This is a genomic window from Roseivirga echinicomitans (assembly GCF_001592935.1).
Taxonomy (GTDB): domain Bacteria; phylum Bacteroidota; class Bacteroidia; order Cytophagales; family Cyclobacteriaceae; genus Roseivirga; species Roseivirga echinicomitans.
Map to the genome: position 1 here is coordinate 171,137 of NZ_LRDB01000004.1, position 25,015 is coordinate 196,151.

28 protein-coding genes, 1 tRNA gene and 1 pseudogene are annotated in these 25,015 nt (G+C 39.7%); 10 read left to right on the plus strand and 20 right to left on the minus strand.

Going from position 1 to position 25,015, the window contains the following annotated elements:
• Positions 1-3: 3 nt before the first annotated feature.
• Positions 4-993, minus strand: a complete 990-nt coding sequence (locus tag AWN68_RS06860) for a Gfo/Idh/MocA family protein (protein ID WP_068413182.1) — start codon at positions 991-993, stop codon at positions 4-6.
• A 176-nt stretch (positions 994-1,169) separates the two neighbouring features.
• On the opposite strand from AWN68_RS06860, the gene AWN68_RS06865 reads away from it, so the two are divergent.
• Positions 1,170-1,718 carry an RNA polymerase sigma factor gene (locus AWN68_RS06865; protein ID WP_068413183.1) on the plus strand — a complete coding sequence of 183 codons (549 nt, stop codon included), beginning with the start codon at positions 1,170-1,172 and terminating at the stop codon, positions 1,716-1,718.
• Entirely contained in the window at positions 1,711-2,094 is a 384-nt protein-coding gene (locus tag AWN68_RS06870; RefSeq protein ID WP_068413185.1) for a DUF6768 family protein, read from the plus strand. The genes AWN68_RS06865 and AWN68_RS06870 overlap by 8 nt, the downstream gene beginning before the upstream one ends.
• A 5-nt stretch (positions 2,095-2,099) precedes the next feature.
• On the opposite strand, the gene AWN68_RS06875 is transcribed toward AWN68_RS06870, so the two are convergent.
• The 3 genes from AWN68_RS06875 to AWN68_RS06890 all read right to left on the minus strand — a co-directional run bounded on the left by AWN68_RS06875 (position 2,100) and on the right by AWN68_RS06890 (position 3,267).
• Positions 2,100-2,393, minus strand: coding sequence for a type II toxin-antitoxin system RelE/ParE family toxin (locus AWN68_RS06875; protein ID WP_068413188.1), 294 nt, complete (start codon positions 2,391-2,393; stop codon positions 2,100-2,102).
• The gene (locus tag AWN68_RS06880; protein ID WP_157716115.1) at positions 2,386-2,643 is read right to left on the minus strand and encodes a hypothetical protein; all 258 of its coding nucleotides are present in this window, start codon (positions 2,641-2,643) and stop codon (positions 2,386-2,388) included. The genes AWN68_RS06875 and AWN68_RS06880 overlap by 8 nt, the downstream gene beginning before the upstream one ends.
• A 550-nt stretch (positions 2,644-3,193) precedes the next feature.
• Positions 3,194-3,267, minus strand: a tRNA-Ile gene (locus AWN68_RS06890).
• 130 nt (positions 3,268-3,397) lie between these two features.
• On the opposite strand from AWN68_RS06890, the gene AWN68_RS06895 reads away from it, so the two are divergent.
• Positions 3,398-4,024, plus strand: coding sequence for an HAD family hydrolase (locus AWN68_RS06895; RefSeq protein ID WP_068413197.1), 627 nt, complete (start codon positions 3,398-3,400; stop codon positions 4,022-4,024).
• Positions 4,025-4,441: 417 nt separating this feature from the next.
• Here AWN68_RS06895 and AWN68_RS06900 read toward each other — a convergent pair whose 3' ends face one another.
• The 5 genes from AWN68_RS06900 to AWN68_RS06920 form a co-directional block, all read right to left on the minus strand.
• Positions 4,442-4,744, minus strand: a complete 303-nt coding sequence (locus AWN68_RS06900; protein ID WP_068413200.1) for a rhodanese-like domain-containing protein — start codon at positions 4,742-4,744, stop codon at positions 4,442-4,444.
• 2 nt (positions 4,745-4,746) lie between these two features.
• Positions 4,747-6,630, minus strand: a complete 1,884-nt coding sequence (locus tag AWN68_RS06905; RefSeq protein WP_068413203.1) for a T9SS type A sorting domain-containing protein — start codon at positions 6,628-6,630, stop codon at positions 4,747-4,749.
• Between the two features lie 2 nt (positions 6,631-6,632).
• Positions 6,633-7,391, minus strand: a complete 759-nt coding sequence (locus tag AWN68_RS06910) for a PASTA domain-containing protein (RefSeq protein ID WP_068413205.1) — start codon at positions 7,389-7,391, stop codon at positions 6,633-6,635.
• Positions 7,392-7,654: 263 nt separating this feature from the next.
• Positions 7,655-7,891 carry a NifU family protein gene (locus AWN68_RS06915; protein ID WP_068413208.1) on the minus strand — a complete coding sequence of 79 codons (237 nt, stop codon included), beginning with the start codon at positions 7,889-7,891 and terminating at the stop codon, positions 7,655-7,657.
• Positions 7,892-7,906: 15 nt separating this feature from the next.
• Positions 7,907-9,004: an Mrp/NBP35 family ATP-binding protein gene (locus AWN68_RS06920; protein WP_068413211.1), complete on the minus strand. Its 1,098-nt coding sequence runs from the start codon at positions 9,002-9,004 to the stop codon at positions 7,907-7,909.
• Positions 9,005-9,124: 120 nt separating this feature from the next.
• Here AWN68_RS06920 and dnaG point away from each other — a divergent pair, with 120 nt between their 5' ends.
• From dnaG to surE, 4 genes are read left to right on the plus strand one after another with little or no spacing between them, the layout of a single operon-like run.
• The gene (gene dnaG, locus AWN68_RS06925) at positions 9,125-11,047 is read left to right on the plus strand and encodes a DNA primase (RefSeq protein WP_068413214.1); all 1,923 of its coding nucleotides are present in this window, start codon (positions 9,125-9,127) and stop codon (positions 11,045-11,047) included.
• 48 nt (positions 11,048-11,095) lie between these two features.
• Positions 11,096-12,232 carry a 3,4-dihydroxy-2-butanone-4-phosphate synthase gene (ribB, locus tag AWN68_RS06930; protein ID WP_084362790.1) on the plus strand — a complete coding sequence of 379 codons (1,137 nt, stop codon included), beginning with the start codon at positions 11,096-11,098 and terminating at the stop codon, positions 12,230-12,232.
• A 49-nt stretch (positions 12,233-12,281) separates the two neighbouring features.
• Positions 12,282-12,920 carry a hypothetical protein gene (locus AWN68_RS06935; protein ID WP_068413217.1) on the plus strand — a complete coding sequence of 213 codons (639 nt, stop codon included), beginning with the start codon at positions 12,282-12,284 and terminating at the stop codon, positions 12,918-12,920.
• Positions 12,921-13,697: a 5'/3'-nucleotidase SurE gene (gene surE, locus AWN68_RS06940; RefSeq protein ID WP_068413219.1), complete on the plus strand. Its 777-nt coding sequence runs from the start codon at positions 12,921-12,923 to the stop codon at positions 13,695-13,697.
• Positions 13,698-13,719: 22 nt separating this feature from the next.
• Here surE and AWN68_RS06945 read toward each other — a convergent pair whose 3' ends face one another.
• A complete protein-coding gene (locus tag AWN68_RS06945) occupies positions 13,720-14,385 on the minus strand; it encodes an MCP four helix bundle domain-containing protein (protein ID WP_068413222.1) in 666 nt (221 codons plus the stop codon).
• A 192-nt stretch (positions 14,386-14,577) separates the two neighbouring features.
• Between AWN68_RS06945 and AWN68_RS06950 the strand changes: the two genes are divergently transcribed.
• Positions 14,578-15,318, plus strand: coding sequence for a hypothetical protein (locus tag AWN68_RS06950; RefSeq protein ID WP_068413225.1), 741 nt, complete (start codon positions 14,578-14,580; stop codon positions 15,316-15,318).
• Here the strand turns inward: AWN68_RS06950 and AWN68_RS06955 are convergent.
• Positions 15,315-15,887, minus strand: a complete 573-nt coding sequence (locus AWN68_RS06955) for a Crp/Fnr family transcriptional regulator (protein ID WP_068413228.1) — start codon at positions 15,885-15,887, stop codon at positions 15,315-15,317. The genes AWN68_RS06950 and AWN68_RS06955 overlap by 4 nt on opposite strands.
• Before the next feature lie 90 nt (positions 15,888-15,977).
• Here AWN68_RS06955 and AWN68_RS06960 point away from each other — a divergent pair.
• Positions 15,978-16,562, plus strand: a pseudogene (locus tag AWN68_RS06960) (HD domain-containing protein).
• A 2-nt stretch (positions 16,563-16,564) separates the two neighbouring features.
• On the opposite strand, the gene yidD reads toward AWN68_RS06960, so the two are convergent.
• The 9 genes from yidD to AWN68_RS07005 all read right to left on the minus strand — a co-directional run bounded on the left by yidD (position 16,565) and on the right by AWN68_RS07005 (position 23,733).
• Positions 16,565-16,804, minus strand: a complete 240-nt coding sequence (gene yidD, locus AWN68_RS06965; protein WP_068413231.1) for a membrane protein insertion efficiency factor YidD — start codon at positions 16,802-16,804, stop codon at positions 16,565-16,567.
• Positions 16,805-16,851: 47 nt separating this feature from the next.
• Positions 16,852-17,061, minus strand: coding sequence for a cyclase (locus AWN68_RS06970; protein ID WP_068413234.1), 210 nt, complete (start codon positions 17,059-17,061; stop codon positions 16,852-16,854).
• A 21-nt stretch (positions 17,062-17,082) separates the two neighbouring features.
• Entirely contained in the window at positions 17,083-17,655 is a 573-nt protein-coding gene (locus tag AWN68_RS19095) for a hypothetical protein (protein ID WP_185100078.1), read from the minus strand.
• Between the two features lie 101 nt (positions 17,656-17,756).
• Positions 17,757-18,707, minus strand: a complete 951-nt coding sequence (locus AWN68_RS06980; RefSeq protein WP_068413237.1) for a calcium/sodium antiporter — start codon at positions 18,705-18,707, stop codon at positions 17,757-17,759.
• Positions 18,708-18,835: 128 nt separating this feature from the next.
• Positions 18,836-19,219, minus strand: a complete 384-nt coding sequence (locus AWN68_RS06985; RefSeq protein WP_068413239.1) for a VOC family protein — start codon at positions 19,217-19,219, stop codon at positions 18,836-18,838.
• Positions 19,220-19,949: 730 nt separating this feature from the next.
• On the minus strand, positions 19,950-21,584 hold the full coding sequence (gene groL / locus AWN68_RS06990) for a chaperonin GroEL (protein WP_068413241.1): 1,635 nt from the start codon (positions 21,582-21,584) through the stop codon (positions 19,950-19,952).
• Positions 21,585-21,614: 30 nt separating this feature from the next.
• Positions 21,615-21,893 (minus strand): co-chaperone GroES, encoded by a 279-nt coding sequence (locus AWN68_RS06995; RefSeq protein WP_068413244.1) that lies wholly within the window; start codon positions 21,891-21,893, stop codon positions 21,615-21,617.
• 303 nt (positions 21,894-22,196) lie between these two features.
• Positions 22,197-23,042, minus strand: a complete 846-nt coding sequence (locus AWN68_RS07000; protein WP_068413247.1) for a DUF2911 domain-containing protein — start codon at positions 23,040-23,042, stop codon at positions 22,197-22,199.
• A 145-nt stretch (positions 23,043-23,187) separates the two neighbouring features.
• The gene (locus tag AWN68_RS07005) at positions 23,188-23,733 is read right to left on the minus strand and encodes a DUF2911 domain-containing protein (protein WP_068413250.1); all 546 of its coding nucleotides are present in this window, start codon (positions 23,731-23,733) and stop codon (positions 23,188-23,190) included.
• A gap of 249 nt (positions 23,734-23,982) precedes the next feature.
• On the opposite strand from AWN68_RS07005, the gene AWN68_RS07010 reads away from it, so the two are divergent.
• A complete protein-coding gene (locus tag AWN68_RS07010; protein WP_068413252.1) occupies positions 23,983-24,918 on the plus strand; it encodes a 2-hydroxyacid dehydrogenase in 936 nt (311 codons plus the stop codon).
• The last annotated feature ends 97 nt before the right edge of the window (positions 24,919-25,015 follow it).

Here is a 25,015-nt window from a genome sequence, read left to right on the forward strand (position 1 = left end):
TGTTTAAGAGCCAATCTGTTTGAGGTTGGCTTCAATAATGTCTAGAATTTGTTGGGCTACTTTCAATGCTTTGTAGCCATCTTCTATGGTTACGATGGGTTCTGTGTTATTGTTTATTGCTTGGTTAAAAGTGAATAGTTCTTCACGGATGGCATTGGTTGGGTGAATCTTCGGGTTTTCAAAAATGATCTCCTTTTTGCTCTTGCCTTCACCTAGGTCCAAGATCATAGAAAAAGGGCCTTCTTCTCCCGTGGCTTCTTGCATTCTCACGATTTCAGACTTCTTTTCAAGGAAATCTACCGATACATAAGCGTCTTTTTGGAAGAAACGTGATTTGCGCATGTTTTTTACTGCTATACGGCTAGTCGTAAGGTTCGCTACGCAGCCATTTTCGAATTCTAAGCGCACATTGGCAATGTCTGGTGTATCACTGACTACAGCAACCCCGCTGGCCGAGATATGTTTAACTGGAGATCCAACAGCGTGTAGAATGACATCAATATCGTGAATCATCAAATCGAGCACTACAGGAACATCCAAACCTCTTGGGTTAAATTGTGCCAATCGGTGCGTTTCAATAAACATAGGCTGCTTAAGGTAGGCTTGAGCAGCGACATAGGCTGGGTTGAATCGTTCTACATGGCCTACTTGAATTTTTAGTCCCTTTGCTCTTGATAGCTTGATAAGTTCTTCGGCTTCAGCAATCGTATTGGTTACTGGTTTTTCAATAAACACATGTTTGCCAGCATCCAAGGCTTGCTTGGCACAATCGAAATGAGACAAAGTAGGAGTGACGATATCGATTACATCAACTACCTCAAGTAATTCAGCAATAGTGTCATAGGCTTTAATACCATGCTCTAGCGCCACTGCTTTTGCATTTTCTTCCGAAGCGTCATAGAATCCCACGAGCTCGTATTCGGGAATGTCTTTGATGCATTTGATATGAATTTTGCCGAGATGACCGGCACCTAGAACGCCAATTTTGAGCATGAGGTATGGTTTTTTGAATTGTGGCAAAAGTAGCCATAAAAATATCAGGCTCTAAGGAAAGGCGCTGTTTTTGGGTATCTTGTCTTTAATATCAGTTTCCAGTGGGTGATAGTTGTCCCTGAATTATTTTTTAATTGAACCTTTCCATCATTTATGCGACTCCTTATTAGATTTTTATGAAACGGAGTTCAGACCAAATTTTTGATGAGTTGCTTGTTTTGCGCTGCCAAGACAAAGACCAAACTGCGGTTGGCCTGTTATGGAAACGCTGGCAGCCTAAAGTTTTAAGCTGGTCATATGGCTTTTTGAAAGACCAAGATCAAGCTTATGAAATTGCTCAAGAAAGTTGGGTCTCTATTATTAAATGCATTCACAAACTGAAAGATCCTGCTTTGTTCCGGTTTTGGGCTTATAAGATTGTTCAGCGAAGGGCAGCGGATTGGATTAAACAGCAGCAGCGCGAAAGGAACAGTGTACATCAGTTTGAGGTTGAAAATATTTCACCTTCAGAAGCTGAACCGCAGGGTCAAATGGAGCTTATGTTGGCGGCCATTCATGACTTGCCTCAACAGCATCAGCAGGTCTTACGGCTTTTCTATTTGGAAAAGACTCCGATAAAAATCATTGCTCAAATACTCGATAAGCCGGAAGGCACAGTAAAGTCGAGTTTATACCATGCACGAGAACAGTTAAAAAAGAAACTTAAATACGAGAGTTATGAATGATTCAGAAAAAGAAATGGATGATTTAATCCACCAAGCGCTTACTAAAGAAGAGGCTGCTTATTACGATCAGTTAGGAGAACAAAACATGCCTCAGATGATTTTAGGCCTGTTTAAAGGAAAGAACAGCTGGATTACTCTAGTTATGTTTGTATTCAACTTAGTAGTGCTAGGCCTTTCGATTTATACGTTTGTGGAAATGCTCAATACCGATGTAATTGTAGATAAACTAGAGTGGGCTGTTTATACCTTGCTTGGTTTTATTACCATGTCCCTGCTTAAGGTCTACAACTGGAATCAAATGGATAAAAATGCCCTGCTTAGAGAAATCAAACGACTTGAGTTTCAGGTGTCGCTTTTGGGGAAGAAAGGAGAGTAAACAAATTACTCTTTTCCTTTCCAATTATCAGGGTCTTGGCTTGTGTGGAAAACGGCTATAAAGATTATACGAGTATCATAGAGTTTGTATGAAACACCAAAAGAGAATCGCCTAAGGAACGCTATTCGTATTTTTCCAAGTCGTTCTTGGTAGTCTTCTGGTAAGTCTTGGATATTGGCAAAACAATCTTCAATTTCATCAAGAAATGCCTCGGAGAGTTTAGGGTTTATCAGGTCGTAGTAGTCAACAGCCCTTTGAATGTCCTCATATACTGAAGGACGGAGAGAGAAACTAGCCATGCTTTCGAGTGATAAGTGATCTATCCCAAGCTAAGCCTTTGTCAGTTGCTTTATCCGCTTCATCTTCTCTCTCTTTCAACATTTTAACTTGTGAAGGAGAAAGCTCAAAAGCTTCTTCTTCAACCAAAATAAGCTCTAATTTTAATTCTTCAAGGTCTTTGAAGTGGGTTTTACGGAGTCGGATGTCTTTATCTATAGTTATATTAGTCACCGCTTGAAGATAACGAAAATCCAAAAGAAAATGATGCACTCCACTTGTGATTTATGATTCCCCGAACAGCTTATACTGATTCCTATAATGCAGAAAGATCTGCATGAACTTGATACAACTGAAATTTCAAATACCTCTTGTCAAACCAACCTGAAAATTAACATCCACACTAATATTATAACACCCAAGAAATAAGTGATACTGATGCCCTTTGCTATTTTATAAGATGCTTTCTCTTCTCTGTCTTTACCATGCTTAATAATGATTAGGGCAGATTTCTTAGTGCCGAAGAAGTAAAAACTTAAAATCGAAAAGGATAAATAAAGACAGCTATAGATCCATATGTTTTCTTCTGGGGCAAAGAAGATGAATACAAGGAGGTTAATGAGCGTAAACAAGATACATGTTTCAAAAGATCGGAAGTACCTTTCATAGGCAAAAGGCCAAGGAGAAAACCGATCTAGCCGTTTTTGAAAAATTCTCAATAAAACATGAGAAGCTGTAAATAAGTCTTTTGTGAAAATCCAGAGTGTTTTCATTTGGCTTGTCCTAAAACAAAAATAGCACAATCAATTGATTGTGCTATTCGTGGGCCCACCTGGGCTCGAACCAGGGACTTTCTGATTATGAGTCAGATACTCTAACCAGCTGAGTTATAGGCCCAAGATCTTATTTAAAGCGGCTGGTTTTATGTTGAAGCTATTCTGAAAAACGAACAAGCTACATTGTGCTTTAAACCCTTTGATTTTGGGAGTGCAATGTTACATATTTGCGATTAATTAAACAACAAAACATGACGCCAGATTTAAGCAATATAGATTCAATCATTTTCGACTTAGGTGGGGTAATCATTAATTTAGATGAAGCCGCAACCATTAAGGCATTTGCTGAAATCTCTGGGCGTACTGAAAATGAAGTACTTGAACTGTCGAAAACAGCTGAATTCTTTAAGCTTTATGAAACAGGCCATATTGACGACCCCACTTTTAGGGCGCATTTAAGGGAGTCATTAAATGTATTTTCTGAAGACAATGTTTTAGATGGTGCTTGGAATGCGATGTTGGGTCAAATCCCTCTACATAGGTTGGAGAAACTGGAACTGCTTTCTCAAAAATATAAGCTCTTTGTGATGAGCAATACCAACGATATCCATGCTAGGTTTTTCCTCAGACTTGTCGACTTGATTTCTCCAAATAAGTCGTTTCACGAGTATTTTACTCAAGTTTACTTTTCGCAGGAAGTAGGGGAGCGAAAGCCTAACTTTGGGGCATGGCAACCTATTCTTAACGATCATCAACTGGATACTTCACGCACCTTGTTTATCGATGATAAATTAGAGAATATTCAAGCCGCCCTGGCCATGGGCTTGAATGGCTTCCACAACATTACACCAGACGATTGGGTAAATGTGATTGAGTAGCTGTGGGAGTTAAATCCTCGTTACAAACGAGGAGCCCTACAACTTACCGTTACTCTGAGGTTGACGTTTGAAAAACGAAACCGTGAGAGTCTGTCTGTTCGGAGAGGAAACATTAGGGCCTACTTTTAGTCGCTAAACTTGTTATTCCAGTCATTCCTGCAAGTTCCGAAATTTCAGAAACAAAGACATGTTTGACTTGTGGGGCGTAAAAAGATGCTTACAGCATGACTTATTTTTGAAGTGCGTGCTCTTTTATTAAATCCTCGTTACAAACGAGGATTATTGGGGCCTCGGCTTTGAATAGACAGATTCCCACGATCGCCTGAAAAAGGCACCCCTGCGCCAACGCTGTAGCTAAGGCGTAAGCTTTCGGAATGACGTGCTGAATGAATGGGGAATTGGGACTTTGAATTAGGATTAGTCTTGATCGGCTCTGAAAGCCTCAATACCACCAATAAGGTTTCTAACATTGGTGAAGCCTCTAGAAATTAAGTATTTCTGAGCCCTGCCAGCTCTTGCGCCAGACTTGCAGTGGATAATAAGCTCCGTTTCTTTCAGTTCTTCAATTTCAGTAACTCTATGAGGAATATCGCCCAATGGGATCAATTTGGCACCTAAGTTATCCTCTTCGAATTCCCACTCTTCTCTCACATCAATGAAGTATTTAACTTCTCCGTTGAGCATTCTTTCCTTCAATTCTTTTACTGTAATATCAGCCATGGTCAGTGGTTTAGAATCAATCTTTTTGTGATGATTTTTCCTTCTTTTTTAACGTGGAGCAAATATATGCCTTTTTGATTTTTTCCAAAAAGAACTTTGAGTCCAGTTTCAGTCTCTTCCACAGTGAATTGCGCTTCTTTTCCCCAACTATCGAAAAGTTGAATGGCTTCTACTTGGCCTCTGATGTTGAATTCACCATGACTTGGGTTAGGGTATATGTCCAATCGGACTTCAGAAGCGACTTTTCCTGGAACAAAATTAGCTGCTACGGTTTTGTTAAACCGAGGGCGAATAAGTAAACTTCCCTTTACATTTTTATTCCTTTTCCATGTACCATCTACATTATAGAACATCTTGTCTCCGGAATCTTGATTCTTATCGAGCCCCACGGCTAAAAACTCATTTGTAGCTTGTTGGAAACCGATATAGAAAGTGTCTTGTACAAAAATAGGAGTGTCCAATGCGTAGCTGGCCATTGCACCAATGCTTGCAGGACGTAATACGCTGTAGGAATCCTGAAATAGAATTTCCTCAGCCCTTCCTTCTTCTTCAATGTTGGACCAAACAAACAGTTCAATAGGTTCTCCAGCTTGTTGGGTGAATGGGAAATTGATATCGATATGGGTGAGCAAAGCGCGTTCTTCAGCATAAAACTCATAAGCGAGTTTACCTCCATTCTGATTTATTCCCGCAGCAAAATCGGCATCGTCATCATCGTAAGCAAAGAAATCATGAATCTTGGTGACTACCCTAACGGTATCGTTTAGCCTGTAATCGAGGCTTGTGTTAAAGGTGGTGTCATTGGTTGCAGAAATACGCTGAATGTAAAAGTTATCTCCAGATTTAATGTAATAAGTAGTTTCCAGCCAAAGCGAATCGGCATTAGTATCAATATTGGCCACCGAAAGCGTAGGGGAAGTGAATGTCCTTCGTGCATAAGGGCCTGGTGGAGGATTGGCCACACTTTCATTGTTCAATACTTCCAGTTGATTTCCAGTACCAAGGTCTTTTACAGTAGTCGTAAATTGAATGGGCTGAAAGAAGTCGTTTAGATTGTAAAAGCCCGTGTTGGTTTCGGATAAATACTTTGTTGGGTTAGCAAAGAACTGCTCTGTAGGCATGGCTGAATAAGGAGCAATCAAGAATGAAGGTTTTCTGGTAAGTGCACGGTCCACATGGGCTACATCTCCTTCATAGCGACTGTCATTCAGGTAAATGTAGTCCACAAGCCAAGTGTCAAATGCACCTGCCAAACGAGTAAAAGATCTAAAACGAAACTGGAATCCGTCATAGAAAAATGAGGAGTTCACTTTTAGCACCACTTGGTTGAATTCTTCGGATTGATTGTCCATTCCTCCAATTTGCCTCCAAACGCTTTGCCAAATACCATCTGGCTTTCTGAATTGAAGTACCAATGAATCCTGTCTGTCGGGCAACTCACCATTTCCAGTAGCTTGCCAAAAAAAGCTAATGTAAACGGAATCTGCTTGATTTATTGGAACCGTGCTTAAGTCTATGGGTTGAGAAACTAAACTGTCAGTAGCACCATTCAGTAAACTGGTTGGGTTGTATGGTCTGCCACTGGCGTCCACACCATCAAAAACGGCTACATTTAAGGTAGGGGCAGCAATTGCAATAGAACTGCTGATTCTTACATTTTCACCTGATTTCCAGATTAAAGGATTCGGAGAAAAGCTAGCTTGTGAGAAATCATCCCAAAAAGGAAGTGTTAGGCTGGCTTGGGTTTGGTTAACTCCTGCGGCTGCCGAAACAAAATTACTGTTATTTTTCGGTTTGATCTTAAAAGGTAAGGGTCGTTCGGTAATCTGAGCCACAGTTTGAATGGCAATAAAAGCGAACGATATGAGCAGTAGTTTTTTTAACAATCTTATTGCATTTTAACATCACCTTCGGGTGATTCATCTGGCTCTTCATCATTTGAATCACTACCGTTCACCCAGATTTCGATCAGATTACCAGACCTAATCATACTTCCTGCAGGAGGCAATTGCTTATAGACAGTGTTAGGAGCAATACTATCTACCATAATGAAGTTGATTACATCAAGTTTAAGTTTTGATGCGTTGATTTGAAATTTAACATCCTCTAAGGTCTTTCCAATAAAGTTGGGGGCGAGAAAACGTTGCACGCCTTCGCCATCACCGATCACTAAATCAATAGAAGAACCTTTAAAGATAGACGTACCCGCCTCTATGGGTTTTCCACCAACTGTTTGGGACAATACTGCGTTGTTGGCCAAATTGGGCTCGTAGGTCAATGAACCAAGCTTCAGCCCGTTTGTATTAAGAATGTCTTCTGCATTTTGAACATCAGTATTGATAAGGTTGGGCATTTTAACTTTGGGCGGAACCTTGGCATTGAGAGAGATGTAAATTTTCCTGTTCATCTTTACTTTAGACCCAGGCTTTGGGTTTTGAGAAAGAATGGAAAGCGGAGCAGACGATTCAGAATAACCAGAGTCCTCTACTATTTCATACCTTAAATCCCTTTTGATGACAAACTCATCCAAGTCTTCGAATGTTAAACCAATCAGTTCGGGCACTGTGATGGTTTCATTGTGGTTGGTGGAAGAGGGGAGATAGATATAAAAGAAGAACAGCACGAAAACGACTCCGATGCTGGTCATGATCAATATATTCTTCAAAAATCTGCTAAACGTAAAAGACTTGTCACTCATAAGGTTTCGTATTGCTTGAAGTAGGTTAGAAATGTGATGGTTCTTAGGTTACTTCGTTCACAAAGATAATCAATTAAGAAAACGGTCAAATGTTTAATAACAACATGAACAGTCTAAGTTATTTTTTGTTGGATATGGTCATTTGTTTGAAATCAAAAAAGGCACAGTGCTTTAACACTATGCCTCATTTAATAGGTGTCAGTTGAGGAGTATTATACGGTTGTTGTACTTACTGCAACAACTCCTTTTATTTCGGGTATATCTCTCTTTATAGCCTCTTCAATACCAGCTTTCATGGTCATGTGCGACATTGGACAGCTTTCGCAAGCACCAAGTAATTCAAGCCTCACAATCATGTCGTCTGTGATTTCAAGCACTTTTACATCACCGCCATCGGCCTTAAGAAATGGCCTGATCTTCTCCAAAGCTGCTTCAACTCTTTCTATCATAGGTATAAATGTACGTTAAACTTTTAATTCTACCCGCTTTGTTTCAGCTAATTGCGCATTTCTTATCGCTACCTGTTGAGCAACTTGCTGAGACAAGCTATTAAAGGCATCGGCACTCACTGAATCTTGCATTACCGCTGGGTAGCCAATATCGCCCGCTTCGCGAATACTTTGCACTAGTGGAATTTGCCCTAAGTAAGGTACTTTGTGCTTTTCTGCGAGGTTCTTACCCCCGTCTTTTCCGAAAATATAGTATTTATTGTCTGGCAATTCTTCAGGAGTGAAATAGGCCATGTTTTCAACAATACCTAAAATAGGTACATTGATTTGTGGTTGCATAAACATGGTCAAACCCTTTTGAGCGTCTGCCAGCGCCACTTTTTGCGGTGTAGTCACCAATACAACTCCAGTTACTGGTACGGTTTGCACCAAAGTCAAGTGGATATCGCCTGTGCCTGGAGGAAGGTCAATTAATAAATAATCCAACTCACCCCAATCGGTATCTCCAATAAATTGTTTTAATGCGCTACTCGCCATCGGTCCTCTCCAAACCACTGCATTTTCTGCTGGAGTGAGGAACCCAATTGACATTAACTTTACACCATACTGCTCAATCGGAATGATTAAATTTCTTTCACCTTCCTTCTTAATATTAGGTTGTTCGTGTTCGCAATTAAACATGGTAGGGATAGAGGGGCCATAAATATCGGCATCGATCAGACCTACTTTTGCACCACTTCTGGCCAAGGCTACCGCAAGGTTGGCGGTAACGGTAGATTTACCTACACCACCTTTTCCTGAAGCAATGGCAATAATGTTTTTTACCTGAGGAAGGAGTGGAGCATTGTCACGAGTACTGGTTACCTGAGAACTCATGTTAATGCTAACTTCGATATCAGCACCCACATGTTCTTCAATGGCTTTTAAGCAATCGTTTTTGATCAATTCTTTTAGTGGACAAGCAGGGGTAGTCAACATCACTGTGAAAGTGAGTTTGTTAGCTTCAATTTCAATGTCCTGAATCATGTTTAAGGTCACCAGATCTTTCTTGATATCTGGGTCGTCTACATGTCGAAGTGCTTTGATTACATTTTCTTTAGTCAGTGCTGCCATAGTTCTTTAATTCCGCTGCAAATTAACGGCTTTTTGTCTAGTCTGAATAACAGGATTAAATGAAATTCGTTCCTTGCTTTTTCAAGCCTTAGCAATGCCCTATATTTGAGGCAAGAAGGGATGGCAATCAGCGACAGCACAATACAGGAAATTAAGAACCGCATCGACATAGTCGAGGTGATCAGTGACTTTGTGTCGTTGAAAAAAGTGGGATCGAATTATAGGGCACTCAGTCCTTTCACCAATGAAAAAAGCCCTTCTTTCTACGTTTCTCCTTCCAAAGATATTTTTAAATGTTTTAGCTCTGGAAAAGGAGGGGATGCCATTGCTTTCATTATGGAGGTTGAAGGCATTAATTATATTGAATCATTAAAATACCTCGCCAATAAATATGGAATTGAGGTACAGGAAGAGGAACAAACAGACGAGCAAATAACGGCTCAAAATGAGCGTGATAGCCTTTTTATTGCCCTTAAATATGCAGGCGAGTTTTTTCAGGATACCCTTTGGAATCATAGTGAAGGAAAAAGCATTGGACTCAGTTATTTTAAAGAAAGGGGCTTTTCTGAAGCCACAATAAAGAAATTCGATTTAGGTTATAGCCTCGATGCTTGGGATGGATTGATGAAACCGGCTTTGGGAAAAGGCTATTCCGAAGAAATCTTAGAAAAGGCGGGCTTAATTCTCAAATCCGAGAATAAAACCTACGATAGGTTCAGAGGACGGGTAATGTTTCCCATTCATAATGTTGGGGGGAAAGTTATTGCTTTTGGGGCCCGAACACTTCGCAAAGACAAGAAGCAGCCTAAGTATATCAATTCACCCGAGACTGGGGTGTATCATAAGAGTGATATTGTTTACGGTATTCACCAAGCTAGACAAGCCATTCGAAACGAAGACCTTTGTTATTTGGTGGAAGGCTATACTGATGTTATTTCCATGCATCAGTCTGGCGTTCAAAATGTAGTTTCATCCTCGGGTACTTCACTTACCAAAGAGCAAATTCACCTGATTGGTCGCTATACCAAGAACATTACGGTACTTTATGATGGCGATGCAGCTGGAATAAAAGCTTCATTTAGAGGTATTGACTTAATTCTTGAGCATGACTTAGATGTGCATGCAGTGGTTTTCCCTGAGGGGGAAGATCCTGACAGTTTTTCGCGTAGCATGAGTTCAGAGGCCTTTCAGCAATTCCTGAAAGACAATGCTCAAGATTTCATCACCTTTAAAACGAACATCCTCACTGAAGGCGGTAAGAACATCGATCCGGTTAAAAAAGTAGCCGTTATTCGCGATGTAGTAGAAAGCATTTCACTTATTCCTGACGGGATCAAGCGTTCTGTTTATTTAAAGTCTTGTGCTGATTTGCTTGAAATTGATGAGCAAGTTTTGATTTCAGAATTGAATAAAATTCTGATTAAAAACCGTAAGAAAGACAGGCAGCATGAAGAACGTGAGTCGAGTGCGGTAGATGAACAGCTGGCCGATTCGCTTCAATCCAAGCAAGAAGAACAATCAGGTAATACTCCTTTCTATGTGGAAAAGGAATGTCTGAGAATGATCATTAATTACGCTAACGAACCTTTTGATGAACATCAAAAAATTGGAGAGTTCATTTTGCATGAGACAGCCGATTTAAAGTTTGATGACGTGTTAATTAATGAAACTATTTCCATGGCTTCTGGATTTATAAAGGCAGGCAAAAAGGTGGAGCCCGATATGTTCATTGGGCCAAGCAATCCGAAAATGAGTCAGTTGGTGATTGATCTACTGGACATGAAGTATTTTATCAGCGATGGTTGGGAGGAGCTTCATAGAATTAGTACAAGCCATGAAAAGGAAGATTTACCAACTGCTACTTACAAAGTGATTCTAAGATTAAAACGAAAGAAAATCGAGGAAATGCTACACCATAATGAAGAACTTTTGAAGAAATCGTCCGAAGCAAATGAGCAGGATGAATTGCTTCAAATGATTAAACAGCTAAAAACACTTTTCGATCAGGTGACCACCGAATTGGGAATTGTGGTGTCAAAATAAAAGTATTTATATACGCATAGAATAAAGAGCATGATAGAAGCAAATACAATGGAAACTGCAAAGGATAAAATTCAATTAAATACGATTGAAGAGGCAATAGAAGCCATAAAAAATGGTGAAGTTATTATTGTAGTGGACGATGAAGACCGTGAGAATGAAGGGGATTTTATTTGCGCAGCAGAAAAGGTAACTCCTGAAATCATCAACTTTATGGCAACCCATGGCCGTGGACTGATTTGTGCTGCGGTAATTGAAGACCGTTGTGATGAACTAGGCCTTGAAATGATGGTGGGCTCAAACACGGCAGCTTACGAAACTCCTTTTACGGTTTCTATTGATTTAATCGGTCATGGATGCACCACTGGGATTTCAGCCAGCGACCGTTCAAAAACGGTTCAGGCATTGGTAAACCCAAATACAAAACCTGAAGAACTAGGGAAACCTGGCCACATTTTTCCTCTACGAGCAAAAAGAGGGGGCGTTTTGAGAAGAACTGGACATACAGAAGCGGCCATTGATTTTGCGCGTTTGGCAGGATTACAGGCCTGTGGTGTTTTGGTAGAAATTTTGAATGAAGATGGCACAATGGCGCGTCTTCCGAACCTAAAGAAAGTCGCTGAAAAGTTTAATTTAAAGCTGGTTTCGATCGAGGATTTGATCTCTTATCGTTTAGAACAAGAGAGTCTTATTGAACGTGTGGACTCTGTAGATTTACCTACTGATTATGGAGATTTCCATTTACAGGCCTTCAAACAAACCAATACAGAGGAGGTGCATTTGGCTGTTGTAAAAGGTGAGTGGAAAGAAGATGAACCTGTTTTGGTACGTGTACATTCTTCAAGTACTTTAGGTGATGTCTTCGGTTTTAACCGTGATACCGGAAATCCAATAAAACATGCACTTCGTATGTTAGAGGAGGAAGGAAAGGGCGTTGTGCTCTATATGAACCAAGGTGCTAGAGGTGCTCGTTTGTTGGATGAGCTTAAAGCCATTAAAGCCTCGGGGGCAAAAGAAGGTAAGTTTGGAGTAAAGATGGATCAGAAAGATTTTGGGATTGGTGCTCAAATTTTACGCGACCTTGGTGTTTCTAAAATCCGCTTGATCTCTAATCATCCTACAAAACGTGTTGGGCTTATTGGTTATGGCCTGGAGATCGTAGAACACGTTACGTTAAAGAAAAAATAAACATTAGGGTTTACAACGAGTTCAACCCAAAACAAAAATTTTATGTGATATGAAATTGTACGTTTATGTTCTCGTATTATTGAGCTTTATGGCCTTTGGTGTCAATGCGCAGACATTTCCGTCTGAGTTATGGCATGAAGGGCAAGTTAACTTGACTGATGGAAGTGTTAAAAGCGGAAATATAAAGTATGATTTGGATCGACAGACAGTTCAGTTGAAAATTGGCCAACGCAACGAAACTTATGATGCCAGCCAAGTGACGTCATTCTCTTTTTTGCAAGAGTCAATTAACGCCCGAAGAATGTTTTATTCCCTACCGTATGCCATTCAGAATAACTACAGACGTCCGGTTTTTTTTGAGGTAGTTGTTACTGGAAAAATGACTTTACTTGCCAGGGAATATGTAGTAGTTAGAAGTAACAATACCCCATCTAGCCTTAACAGCAGATACAGGTACCTAGATTATTCGGGTTTTAATGGAAGCAGGAGTTACTTGTCGTACAAAATGTTTTTCGCTAAGGAGGATGGCACAATTAGAGAGTCTTCTGGTAAGAAAAATGATGTTCTTTATCAATTTGGGGAAGCGCGATCAGAATTGAAAAAGTATGTCAAAAAAGAGAAGTTAAAGCTTGATCGCTTAGAAGATGTAGCGAAATTGGTCGAGTATTATAATAAAGAAATCAATTAGATGTCAAAACCGCTTATTCTTGTTTCAAACGATGACGGAATCACCTCAAAAGGTATTCGTGTACTTATTGAGGCCATGTGCCAAATTGGTGAAGTGATCGTAGTAGCACCCGATAGTCCTCAATCGGGAATGGGGCATGCCATTACCATTGGAAACCCACTTAGACTTATTGAAACCAATATTTTTGAAGACTTAGGGGTTGTGGCCTACAAGTGTTCTGGTACTCCAGCTGACTGTGTTAAACTGGCAAAGCATTTTGTTATAAAAGATAGAAAACTTGATTTGGTGGTAAGTGGTGTGAATCACGGAAGCAATTTGGCCATTAGCGTACTTTACTCTGGTACAATGTCTGCGGCCATTGAGGGGGCAATTGAAGGCTTTCCTTCCATCGGTTATTCCTTGGCTGATTTTTCTTCGAAAGCAGACTTTTCTCATGCCATTGATCAGATCATACACATTGCCAAAGAGGTATTAGAGAAAGGAATTGCTAAAAATGTTGCGTTGAATGTGAATATTCCTCCTAAGCAAAACGAAAGAATTAAAGGGATTAAGATCTGTCGCCAAGCCAAAGCCCATTGGGAAGAAGAGTTCGATCAGCGAAATGATCCTTACGGCAGACCTTATTATTGGTTAGCTGGTAATTTTGTGAACCACGACAAAGGAGAAGATACAGATGTTTGGGCGGTGGACCACAATTACGTTTCGGTAGTGCCTTGTCAGTATGATATGACTGCCTACCATAGTATTGCTCAAATCAATGATGATTGGGACATTTGACCTAAATCAGTTTCAAATTAAATTAGTTCAGGTGATGTTTCTGTTGCGCTGTAGTCTTCAATGATTTTGAAGAGAAGATGAGCGCTTGAATTACCAATCCAATAATAATGAGAATAGCCATTTCCAATTGTGAAATGGAGATATTCCCCAAAATAATTTTTTCCGATTCATCTCTTATTGTTTGTGCTTCACTGGTTTGGATGGCAGACAAGGCGGAAAGGCTAGCGAAGGCCTCAGAAGTGATTTCGTTGTTGTCATTGACCAATTGATGCAATTGATCAGTAGAGGCCTCATTAACCACCAAGTCCTTTTCGACTTGATCAACGTTGGCAACAATCCCTTTCAATTTATCAAACTCAATTTCTTCTTCAGGAGTGAGGTAAGTAGTGGCATATTTTTTAATCAATTGATTTCTTTGCGTTCTGGAAGCCGAAAGGGCTGATGCTAAGTGTTTATATCCATCTTGAGCCGGTTCCATAATCAAGATTTGACGTTGGTGAAGGTTCTCATAGAGCTTGAAAATATAGCTCTCTACCAGCATCCGGTCCTCATACATTGAAGCAAAGGAAGCATCAAGTTGCTTGAAATGACTTCGCTCAACGAGGTTGTTGGCCAAGGTGACGATCAGAATAGCTGCCAACAGAACAGCAGCAGTAATTTTGTTCTTAATGCTGTAGGTCCATTTCATAATGCTCTTTTTTAATGTTAAAACGCTATATGATACGAAATATGTTTTAGATTTTGACTTAAAATTGGTGTTATCGGTATTGGCACGTTTAACCTTAAGAAAAACCTTAGTATGATTCTTCCGTAGGGATTATTTGTATTGATAATCTGCAGATTCATCAATATCTTGTAAACGTCTATAAATAAATAACTTATGAAAACCTTGATCGCCTTTTTTGCCCTTGTCCTATTTGGTTGGAGTAACCCCGCTAAGTCTGAGTTATCCCCCGAAGCCTTAAAAGGAGCTTGGGAAACTACCTTTAAAAATGATCAGGGGAGAGAAGTGCATGCGGTGGCCATTATGAGTGGGGGCTATGTAAGCTCAGCCGCCCATTATACGGATGATAATTCGTTTATTTACACCATTGGCGGTTCATGGAAAGTTGAGGGGAACACTATAGTTCAGACCTATGAATTCAATACACAAGATGCCGAAATGGTAGGGAAATCGGAGACCTATGAATATTCGATTGAAGGAGATAAACTCACTTTTAAAGGAGATGATAGGGTTTGGACAAGGGTAGATAACGGAACAGGTGGTGATTTGGCCAATGCTTTTTTAATTACAGGCAGACAGCAAAACGGTGAAATTGTGGATCGTCCAATTAGGGCTAGAAAAACAATGAAGATATTGTCTGGAACTAGATTTCAATGGATTGCCTACAATGTAGATACAGGAGCGTTTTCTGGAACGGGCGGAGGAACTTACACTACAGTAAATGGGAAGTATACCGAAAATATTGAATTCTTTTCGAGAGATGTAAATCGTGTTGGGGCTTCTTTAGAGTTTGATTATAAAGTTATAGATAAGGCTTGGCACCATAGTGGTTTGAGCAGTACCGGAAGTCCAATTTATGAAGTTTGGACACCTAGAGAGATTATAGAAAAGAATTAGGAGCTTTCTTTCAGGCTGTTGATGGCCCGATTCAAGTTGCGTTCCGTAACACCTAAATAGTTGGCCAAATCCTTCTTCGGAATTAAGTTGTATATATTCTGGTCTTCCGACTCAAGCCTTTTTAGGTTGGTCTCTGTATTGTGTGACTGGTTAAATGAGTGCCTAATGGCCTTATATTTCACCTTAGAAGCAAGCGATTTTAACATCAACCAATTGAGGACTTTGTTTTTATCGAGTAATTCAGCGAAGTCTGTATGCGAAATCTTGAAAAGAGAACCATCAGTAGTGGCTTCAATAGAACAAAAACTATAGGCTTCACTGAATATTTCAACCTCTCCAAATATTTCACCAGGTCCAAAGAACTCCTGTACAAAGTCCTTTCCGGTGTCTTCTGTTAAATAACATTTGGTTATACCTTCTTTGACTATATAAACATTATTCACTTTGCTATTTTGTTTAAGAATGACATCACCAGCTTCAAAAATATGCTCAGTAATTACGTTTGGATAAGCTGGGTTTTCCAACAGGCTTTCAATAAGGGCGAGAAATTTTTTGTTGATTCTGATCATGCTGAGACATCGGGACAATTGTCCTTTCTTAAAATGTAAAGGTCAAGTTTATTTGCAGCTGTAAATTTAAAATAAGAAGGTTGAATACGAATGGAAAGATTAAGAAAGCAGCTTGAGTTTATACATGAGATAGATAAGTTGAAATACATTCAACGAAAAACGAAGTTGTTCAAGAGCAATCGACATGAAAATGATGCTGAGCACAGTTGGCATTTGGCCATGATGGTGATGGTGTTGGCGGAACACTCAAACGAGCCAATAGACATTCTAAAAGTGCTGAAGATGGTGTTGATCCACGATATTGTGGAAATTGATGCTGGAGATACCTTTTTGTATGATACATCCAAAAGTCATGACAATTGGAACGAATAACTGGCAGCAGCTGAAAGAATTTTTGGCTTATTACCGATAGATCAAAAGGAAGAGTTGATAGCGGTTTGGAAGGAGTTTGAAACGGGAGAGACCAATGAGGCAAAGTTTGCGAAAGCCATCGACAGGCTTGAACCTGTATTGCAGAACCTTTCGAATGGCGGAGGTACTTGGACTGAATTTAGTGTTGAGCTAGAAACTGTGATCAAGAAGATCAATGGTATTCAGAAAGGCTCAAGTACACTTTGGGACTATACTGAAGAGATGATCGAGAAGGGAATTCAGAACGGAGACTTTAAATTCTAGTCTTAATGCTTGTGGTCTTTTTTCGGTACTGGATCATAGCCATGTCCACCCCAAGGATGACATTTGCTGAATCGCTTAATGCCTAACCAAAGCCCTTTAAGTGCTCCCCATTCTTTAATGGCGTCCACTGTATAAGCAGAACAAGTGGGACTAAAACGACAATTGGCACCCAACATTGGCGAGATGGCGTATTGGTAAACGCGAATTGGAAAAATGAAAATTGCGGCAATAATCCGTTTCATGTTGTAAGATAGTGGATTCAAAGAATCCACTCAGGGTGCTTTAGGGCCTATTTTCGTTTATGTGCTTCTTCAAAAACTTCTTTTCTAAGTATTCTCACCTCACCAACCATTAGCAATCGCATGTCTTCAACGATATAGTCCGCCAATTCTCCATCAGAAATGTAGTCACCTTCAATGTCAAGTCTAAAGCCTTCACCTTTTAAACTGCCACCGTTCGAGAAGTAAATCTCAAAATCGAATTTCACTCTTTTTTCCATAAGTTAATTTTAGAACAATTTTTACTTGATTTCAAACTCCTTTACTAAGGAAGTGATAGGGATGGCTGTCACCTTTTCATCGCTCAACAGAAACATTATGTTGGCTGTATTGCCGATCAAAATACCTGATTTGACTTCATCGTCTGCAAAACGCACTTCAATAGGTGCTTGTTCCTTGATTTGCTTACTAGCATACTTGCCATATTCATCCGCTGAAAAGTATAAGTAAGATATGAAGAGAAAGCCAAATGCAAAATAGCGATAGATGTTAAACCAAGGCTTTTTGTCCCAACCAAAGCTAGATTTCGAATAGGAGATAGGGAATTTTCTTTTCCAAACGATGTCCATTTGAAATAGAATGGACGAAATTCCGATAGAAGCCACTGAGAAGAGTAATATTTTGAAATCGGCAAAGGGAGCGATTAGAAAATCAAACACATCGGAGTAGTCAAACACATTGATGCCAAACTCAGCGTAAAGCTGGTAATTAAAAAGCATTCCTATGCCCACGGTGAGAAGGTAACAGAGGGTAATTACGGTTTGAATTTCCTTAATTATTGCTTCGTAGGCATCTTTGATTAAGCCTTCTTTCATTGGTTTAGGGTTTTTCGGAAATTGCAGAAAACTTAGTAATTAACCTATTCTGAAAGAAAAAAGCGAAAAATGGACCTCTGACCAAAATAATGGAGCAACCATTAATTCTGAATTACATACACTATATAAGCAACGTAACTCACCAATAGAATTGCCGCTTCCCATCGATCGAGTTTTTTCTTTTTACCCGTGAACATAGCCATGAAAACGAATATGGTTCCTCCGGCCAAGATATATAAATCTAGGTCGAAAACGGTATCGTAGGCTATTGGTCGAATCACAGCCGAAGTGGCCAAAATGAAAAACAGGTTAAAGATATTGGAGCCAATAATGTTACCTACAGCAATGTCGCTGTTCTTCTTCAGCGCTGCCACCACCGAAGTGGCCAATTCAGGCAATGAAGTTCCTGCGGCTATAATTGTAAGCCCTATCACTTTCTCACTCATGCCAAATGTAGTAGCTAAATCTACCGCTGAGGTCACCAACAACCTTCCACCAATAACGAGCCCTGATAAGCCGAAGAGGATGTAGCCATACATCCTTAGGTTGGAATAATTTACCGCCTTGGTTTCTATTACCACTGGGTCTGGTTTTAACTGCTTGTATACATAGTAAAGAAACAGGATAAACAGTGATAACAATAGATAGCCATCGACTCGGGTAAGCGTGTGGCTATCGTTTACAAAAACGTGATGAGTGAGTATGTAAACGAGTACAATGCCTACAAAGGAAATCGGAATCTCTTTCCAAATGGTGCTCGACTGAACCACCAAAGGAGTAATCAAGCCTGTAATGCCTAAAATAATAAAGAGGTTAAAGTTATTGCTGCCAATCACATTCGCAAAAACGATGTCTTGATGGTTTTGGTAAGAGGCAAAAACGTTGACAACCAGTTCAGGTGCAGAAGTACCAAAGGCCACAATGGTGAGACCAATGGCAAGGTCCGACACATTGAATTTTTTGGCTAGGGCAGAAGCGCCATCTACCAAACCATTGGCACCAGTGATTAATAAAATAAGGCCTAAGGCCAGCAATAAAACATGAGTAATCATCAGTGGTATTCAGTAAGGATTATCGAAAACGTTGTTTTTATAAATTAGTTTTCTTTTACCGAAATGGGCGAAAAGTAGAGATTAAATTTGGGTACTAAATGCCAATAAAGGCGATTTATTTTTAGAATTTAGTGCTTATCAATACGCCAAGGTGGGTTTAATCTGTTTTCTCCTCCATAAAATAAGATCAACTGATTTCCATCAACGTCTTTTAGTCTCGCTTCTCTCCATCGCCAGCTTTGATCAGTTGGCGCTTGATCAAATTCAATCCCCTTTTCTTTCAATGCATTAACATGTTTATCAAGCTCATCGCATTCAAAATAGACGTAAACGCCATCGCCTTTGGGTAAGCTTTTAGTTTTGTGTATCGAAAAAGTTGAGTGTCCATCAGGACATTCGAACCTTGCGTAATGCGGTAATGATTCCACTATTAGTTTCAATCCTAGTTTTTCATAAAAGGGAATTGATTTTGTTAAATCTAGCGATGGAACTGTGACTTGATTCAGGTTCATACTTTACTTTCCGTTTGAGTTTTAAGCTTTATACAAAGCTCTAAAGTACCAGTCATTATCAAAATTTCGTGTAGAGAATGTAATTCTGGTTGTGTATTTATTGAACAGTCATCTTAAACTTGTTTCAAGATCCCTTTGCTATTACTGGTGTTTAGTTCCTTCGCTGCCACTCAGGATGAAAAAGAGAGTGCTAATGACTGACTAATGCAGTTTAGATGTGACTGGCGAAGAATACGTAAAAGTGCGTTGAATCCTCGTTGCAAACGAGGATTAGTGGGGCTTACAGCATGACTTAAATTGAAGTTTGTGCTATTGATTTGGTTCTAGCAGCTATGTTTGCTTTTCAGTCATCCCCGTAGGGATCTTTTTCAGAAACACAGGAAGAGTTTAATGCTAAATTCAATAGAGGATTAGTGGATTCATTGGACAGTCATCTTGATTCCGAAGTCTCGAGATCCGTTTGCTATTACTTCTGTTTAGTTCCTTCGTTGCACTCAGGATGAAAAGGACAGTGCAAACAATGGGCAGGTGTTAATCTAATCACTTCGTTTACAGGGAAAGATTATTTAATCTAAGCTGCTCATTTTCTTTCCCTGAGGTAACGAAGGGTCTAAAAAGGGACATTTTTTTAGTATACTTCAAACACAAAAAAACCTGACTCTTTCGAATCAGGCTCTCTATATTTCTAAGTACTAGGTACGAAGGACTCAATACTAATCTGCGAAGCAGATTACATCATGCCGCCCATTCCGCCACCGCCCATTGGAGGCATTGGCATTCCGCCACCTTCTTCAACTTCTTCAGCAATTACGCATTCAGTAGTCAAAAGAAGTGCAGCAATAGAAGCAGCATTTTCAAGTGCTAAACGAGTTACTTTAGTTGGGTCAATTACACCCGCAGCAATTAGGTTTTCATACTTTTCAGTACGAGCGTTGTAACCGTAATCACCTTTACCGTTTTTCACTTCGTTTACTACCACAGAACCTTCGCCACCACAGTTGGCAACAATTGTTCTTAATGGAGACTCTAAAGCCACTCTAATGATGTTTACACCAGTAGCTTGATCTTCGTTGTCAGTTTCTATGCTATCTAAAGCAGCAGCAGCTCTGATAAGCGCTACACCACCACCAGCAACTACACCTTCTTGTACGGCTGCTCTGGTTGCGTGCAATGCATCGTCAACTCTGTCTTTTTTCTCTTTCATTTCTACTTCAGTAGCAGCTCCAATGTAAAGGATAGCCACACCGCCAGCGAGTTTAGCAAGTCTTTCTTGCAATTTCTCTTTGTCGTAATCCGAAGTAGTGTTTTCGATTTGTTGTTGGATTTGCGACACTCTCGCTTTGATATCAGCTTCAGTTCCAGCACCATTTACAATGGTCGTAGTGTCTTTGTCGATATTCACTTTTTCAGCAGTACCAAGGTATTCCATCGTAGCGTTTTCTAACTTGTAACCTCTTTCTTCAGAGATTAAAGTTCCGCCAGTTAAGATGGCAAGGTCTTCCAGCATTGCTTTTCTTCTGTCGCCAAAGCCTGGCGCTTTAACAGCAGCAATTTTTAGAGAACCTCTAATTTTGTTCACTACCAAAGTAGCAAGTGCTTCGCCATCTAAATCTTCAGAAATAATTACTAAAGGCTTTCCGCTTTGAGCTACTGGCTCAAGAATTGGAAGCAACTCTTTCATTGACGAGATTTTTTTGTCGTAGATCAAGATGTAAGGATTCTCCATCTCTACTTCCATTTTCTCTGTGTTGGTGACAAAGTATGGAGAAAGGTAACCTCTATCAAACTGCATTCCTTCTACAGTTTTCACTTCAGTTTCAGTACCTCTAGCTTCTTCAACAGTGATTACACCGTCTTTACCTACTTTGTCCATTGCATCAGCAATCATTTGCCCGATTTCTTCATCGTTGTTGGCAGAAATGGTAGCTACTTGCTTGATCTCGTTAGAGTTCTGGATAGATTTTGATTGACTTTTAAGGTTAGCAACAACAGCAGAAACAGCTTTGTCGATTCCTCTTTTTAAGTCCATTGGGTTTGCACCAGCCGCAACATTCTTAATGCCAATGTTGAAGATAGATTGAGCAAGAACAGTGGCAGTAGTAGTACCATCACCAGCACTATCAGCAGTTTTAGAAGCAACTTCTTTCACCAACTGAGCACCCATATTTTCGATTGGCTCTTTTAGCTCAATTTCTTTTGCTACAGAAACACCATCTTTAGTTACGGTAGGGGCACCGAATTTTTTGTCGATAATTACATTTCTACCTTTAGGACCTAAGGTTACTTTTACAGCATCTGCCAAGGTGTCAACACCTTTTTTCAGACGGTCTCTAGCGTCATTACGAAAGAATAATTCTTTAGCCATGTTATTTTTGTTTTTTAAATTCTGATTTGATTAAACAATTGCAAAAATGTCAGACTCTCTCATGATCAAGTAGTCTTTACCTTCTACTGAAATTTCAGTACCAGCATATTTACCGTACAATACAGTATCGCCAACTTTTACAGTTAAAGGCTCGTCTTTTTTTCCAGCTCCTGCTGCTATTACAATACCTTTTTGTGGTTTTTCTTTCGCAGTGTCAGGAATGATTAAACCAGAAGCAGTTTTTTCTTCAGCAGCGGCAGCTTCTACTAGAACTCTGTCGGCCAATGGAGTGATGTTTACTTTTGACATTTTCTATAAATAGTTAAGTGTTAAAACAATTTCTTGAAATGCCCTTTTGCATTAAATGTGCCAATTGATAAATATGAAGTTTTGTCAGGTTTTTGTCAGGGTTTGCAGCCCAAAGCCGCTTTTGCAAGCTGAAGGTATTTACTTTTGTCAGATTCTATAGGAGTATGCCTATTTACGTTTAAGTCGTACTGTCAGGTGGTAAAATATGATGGCTGTACTTTATCTGCCAACTCGATCATATAAAACGAAAAAAGAGGTCACCGTTATGGCAACCTCTTTCTGTATTTTTTCAGTAATGTAAGCTTATTTCAATGAAGCGATGAGCTTCTCATTCAATCTCACATAATCAGGGTTTCCGCCCGTTTTGGCCAAGGCCATAGATTTTTGTGCCGAAGCAATTGCCTCATTGTTCATCCCTAACCTGGCTTGTAATTTTGCCTTAAGGTGAATCACCCAATATTGTTCTTCTTTACTACCGGCAATGGCTTTGTTGATCCATTCTAAAGCCAAGTTAGCATCACGGTTAGTGTCATAATAGTAACCAGCGGCTTGAAAATAAACACCAGCATCAGATGGCTTTTTATCGATTACCTGTTCTTTAATGTCAGCCATTACTTTGCTGTCAACATCTGACTCGATAGTGAACATCGCTTTTGTATGTTCCCATTTCATGTTCAGGTTGGCAGAGTTCATGGTGAAATCTGAAAAGCTAATGGTAAAGGTTTCGTACATGCTGCTTGGGTGTTTCACCGGTACGTCAAATCTTAAGAGGTCATCCTTGGCTTCGTAGCCAATGGCGCCCCACCATGTCAGGTTTTTGCTTAAAATAATAGTAGCAACATCTTCCGTAAACTGAGTGTAAAGGGCGTAAGTGCCAGCAGGCACTGGGTTGCCATTCAATTTTACGCTTTCGCTGAAAGTAATTTTAGTAGAAGCATTAGCACCTGTTCTCCATACTTCGTTGTAAGGAATTAATACGCCAGCCACTTGTCGGCCACGGGCACTAGGTCTTGAGTACACTACTTTAACATCAGCCAATCCAACAGTACCTTTTAACTCGAAAGTAGGACTTGCTGGGGGCATTTTAATTTGGGCTATTGCCATTGCGCTTATCAAAAGAGCAGCTAGGGCGAATGAATATTTTCTCATGTGGTTTTTGTGTTTGTGCAGTTCAAATATAAATGATTACTCTATAACAGTTGTGCAATCCGTTTTCCCTTAATTAAGTTCAATAGGGTATAAAAAAAGGTCGAACCTCAATGGTCGACCTTCTCTTATACTTTTTTGGTGTGATTTAGTTATTCACTTTCACTGGAAATTTTACAGAAAGATTTCCCCAAGCCAATTCGATATTTCCTTTGTCCATTGAATTTTTATCAAAATCAGTAAGATTGATTACAAAAGTTTCAACTGATTCTGACAATTTGCTTACAGGTACATTAAATCGAAATACATCGGTTTCCTTCATGTTTTTCTTCCCGTATTCAGTTCCCCAATTGCCCGTAACAGAGTTTATGATAATAGTCCACTCATTGTCACCTGGGATTGTCCAAAGGGAATAATCGCCAGCTTTTAATGCCTTGCCTCCTAGCATTACATCCTTATCGAAGCTGATTTGAGTACTTGTGTTGGCTCCTGTTCTCCAAACATCACCTTTTGGTGCTAGTGTTGAGAGTGAGCGTCCCTCAAGACTAGGGCGAGAATAGATTAGTGTCATGGTAGTAGTGCCAATCATTTGTTTAACTGTAGCCAATGGGCTAGCAGCTGGTTTTTGAGCAAAGGCGTTTTGAGTAAAAGCAAAAAGGCCAAGCATTAAAAATAGGGTCAATGTTCTTTTCATAGGTATAAATTTAGTTCTAAATTTTTAAAGTCGAATTTTGATTCAGTAAAGTAAACTGAATTTCTTGTTTTAGGTTCAGTATAATTGATTTGAACAAAGGCTTTATAAACTTTCGGTCATTTAGATTTCATCCAAAACCATTAACAGCGGCTTTTACGGGATTAAGAAAGTTAAGGTTTTGAGTAAATCATTTATCAAAACCTTAACTTCGGGCCAAAACACAGTGATATCATAGATTAAGAATTCAAAATGGCTAAGCAAGAAATAGAAATTCTACTTTCAACTTCAGTATGGGATCCAAAAGCATGGTTTGAAGGATTAAGTAAATCGGAACGTGTTGGTAAAATTCATGTTTGGCCTACGGAAGAAGATTTGAGTAAGGTAGAGGCACTTTTTGTTTGGAAGCCTTTGGCCGAAGGCGTGATTGAAAAACTCCCCAACCTAAAATGGATCAGTTCGCTTGGTGCGGGAGTAGACCATTTAATGACTGACCCCCAGGTCCCGAAAAACATTCCCATCACCCGAATTGTAGATCCGAACTTAACTACGGACATGGCCAATTACGTGATGATGGGCGTAATTATGCATCAAAGAAGTTTTAGGCTGCTCCAGCAGAACCAACAAAAGTCTCATTGGGAACGCATTACTTATAATAAACTCCGAGTAGGGGTAATGGGCCTTGGCGAGCTGGGAGGGCATTTAGCGAAACAACTTTATGCGGCTGGTTTTGAGGTTTCGGGTTATTCCAGAACTCAAAAACAGATTGATGGAGTGGACTGTTATGATGAAAACCACCTAGATACATTCCTCTCGGAACTTGATGTTTTGGTGAACTTGCTTCCGATCACTCCAAAAACGGTGGGGATCTTGAATTATGAGTTGCTGAGCAAAACACCAAAAGGCTGTTACCTTATTAATGTAGCACGTGGAAATCATTTGGTAGACAATGATCTGCTAAAACTTCTTGACGAAAATCACCTTTCTGGTGCTATGCTAGATGTGTTCCACCAAGAACCTTTGCCAAACGATCATCCGTTTTGGGCGCATGAAAAAGTAGTGGTTACACCTCATGTGGCCAGTGTTACTTCACCTGAATCTGCCTTAAATCTTCTTAAGGGGAACATCGATAGGTTAGTCCACGAAACACCATTATTGCACCAAGTCGATTTGAATAGGGGATACTGATTTTTAACTTTAGTCAATAGTCAATAGTCAATAGTCAATAGTCAATAGTCAATAGTCAATTAGGGAAACTTTTGATTGAGGAAAGGGTTTCACAAAT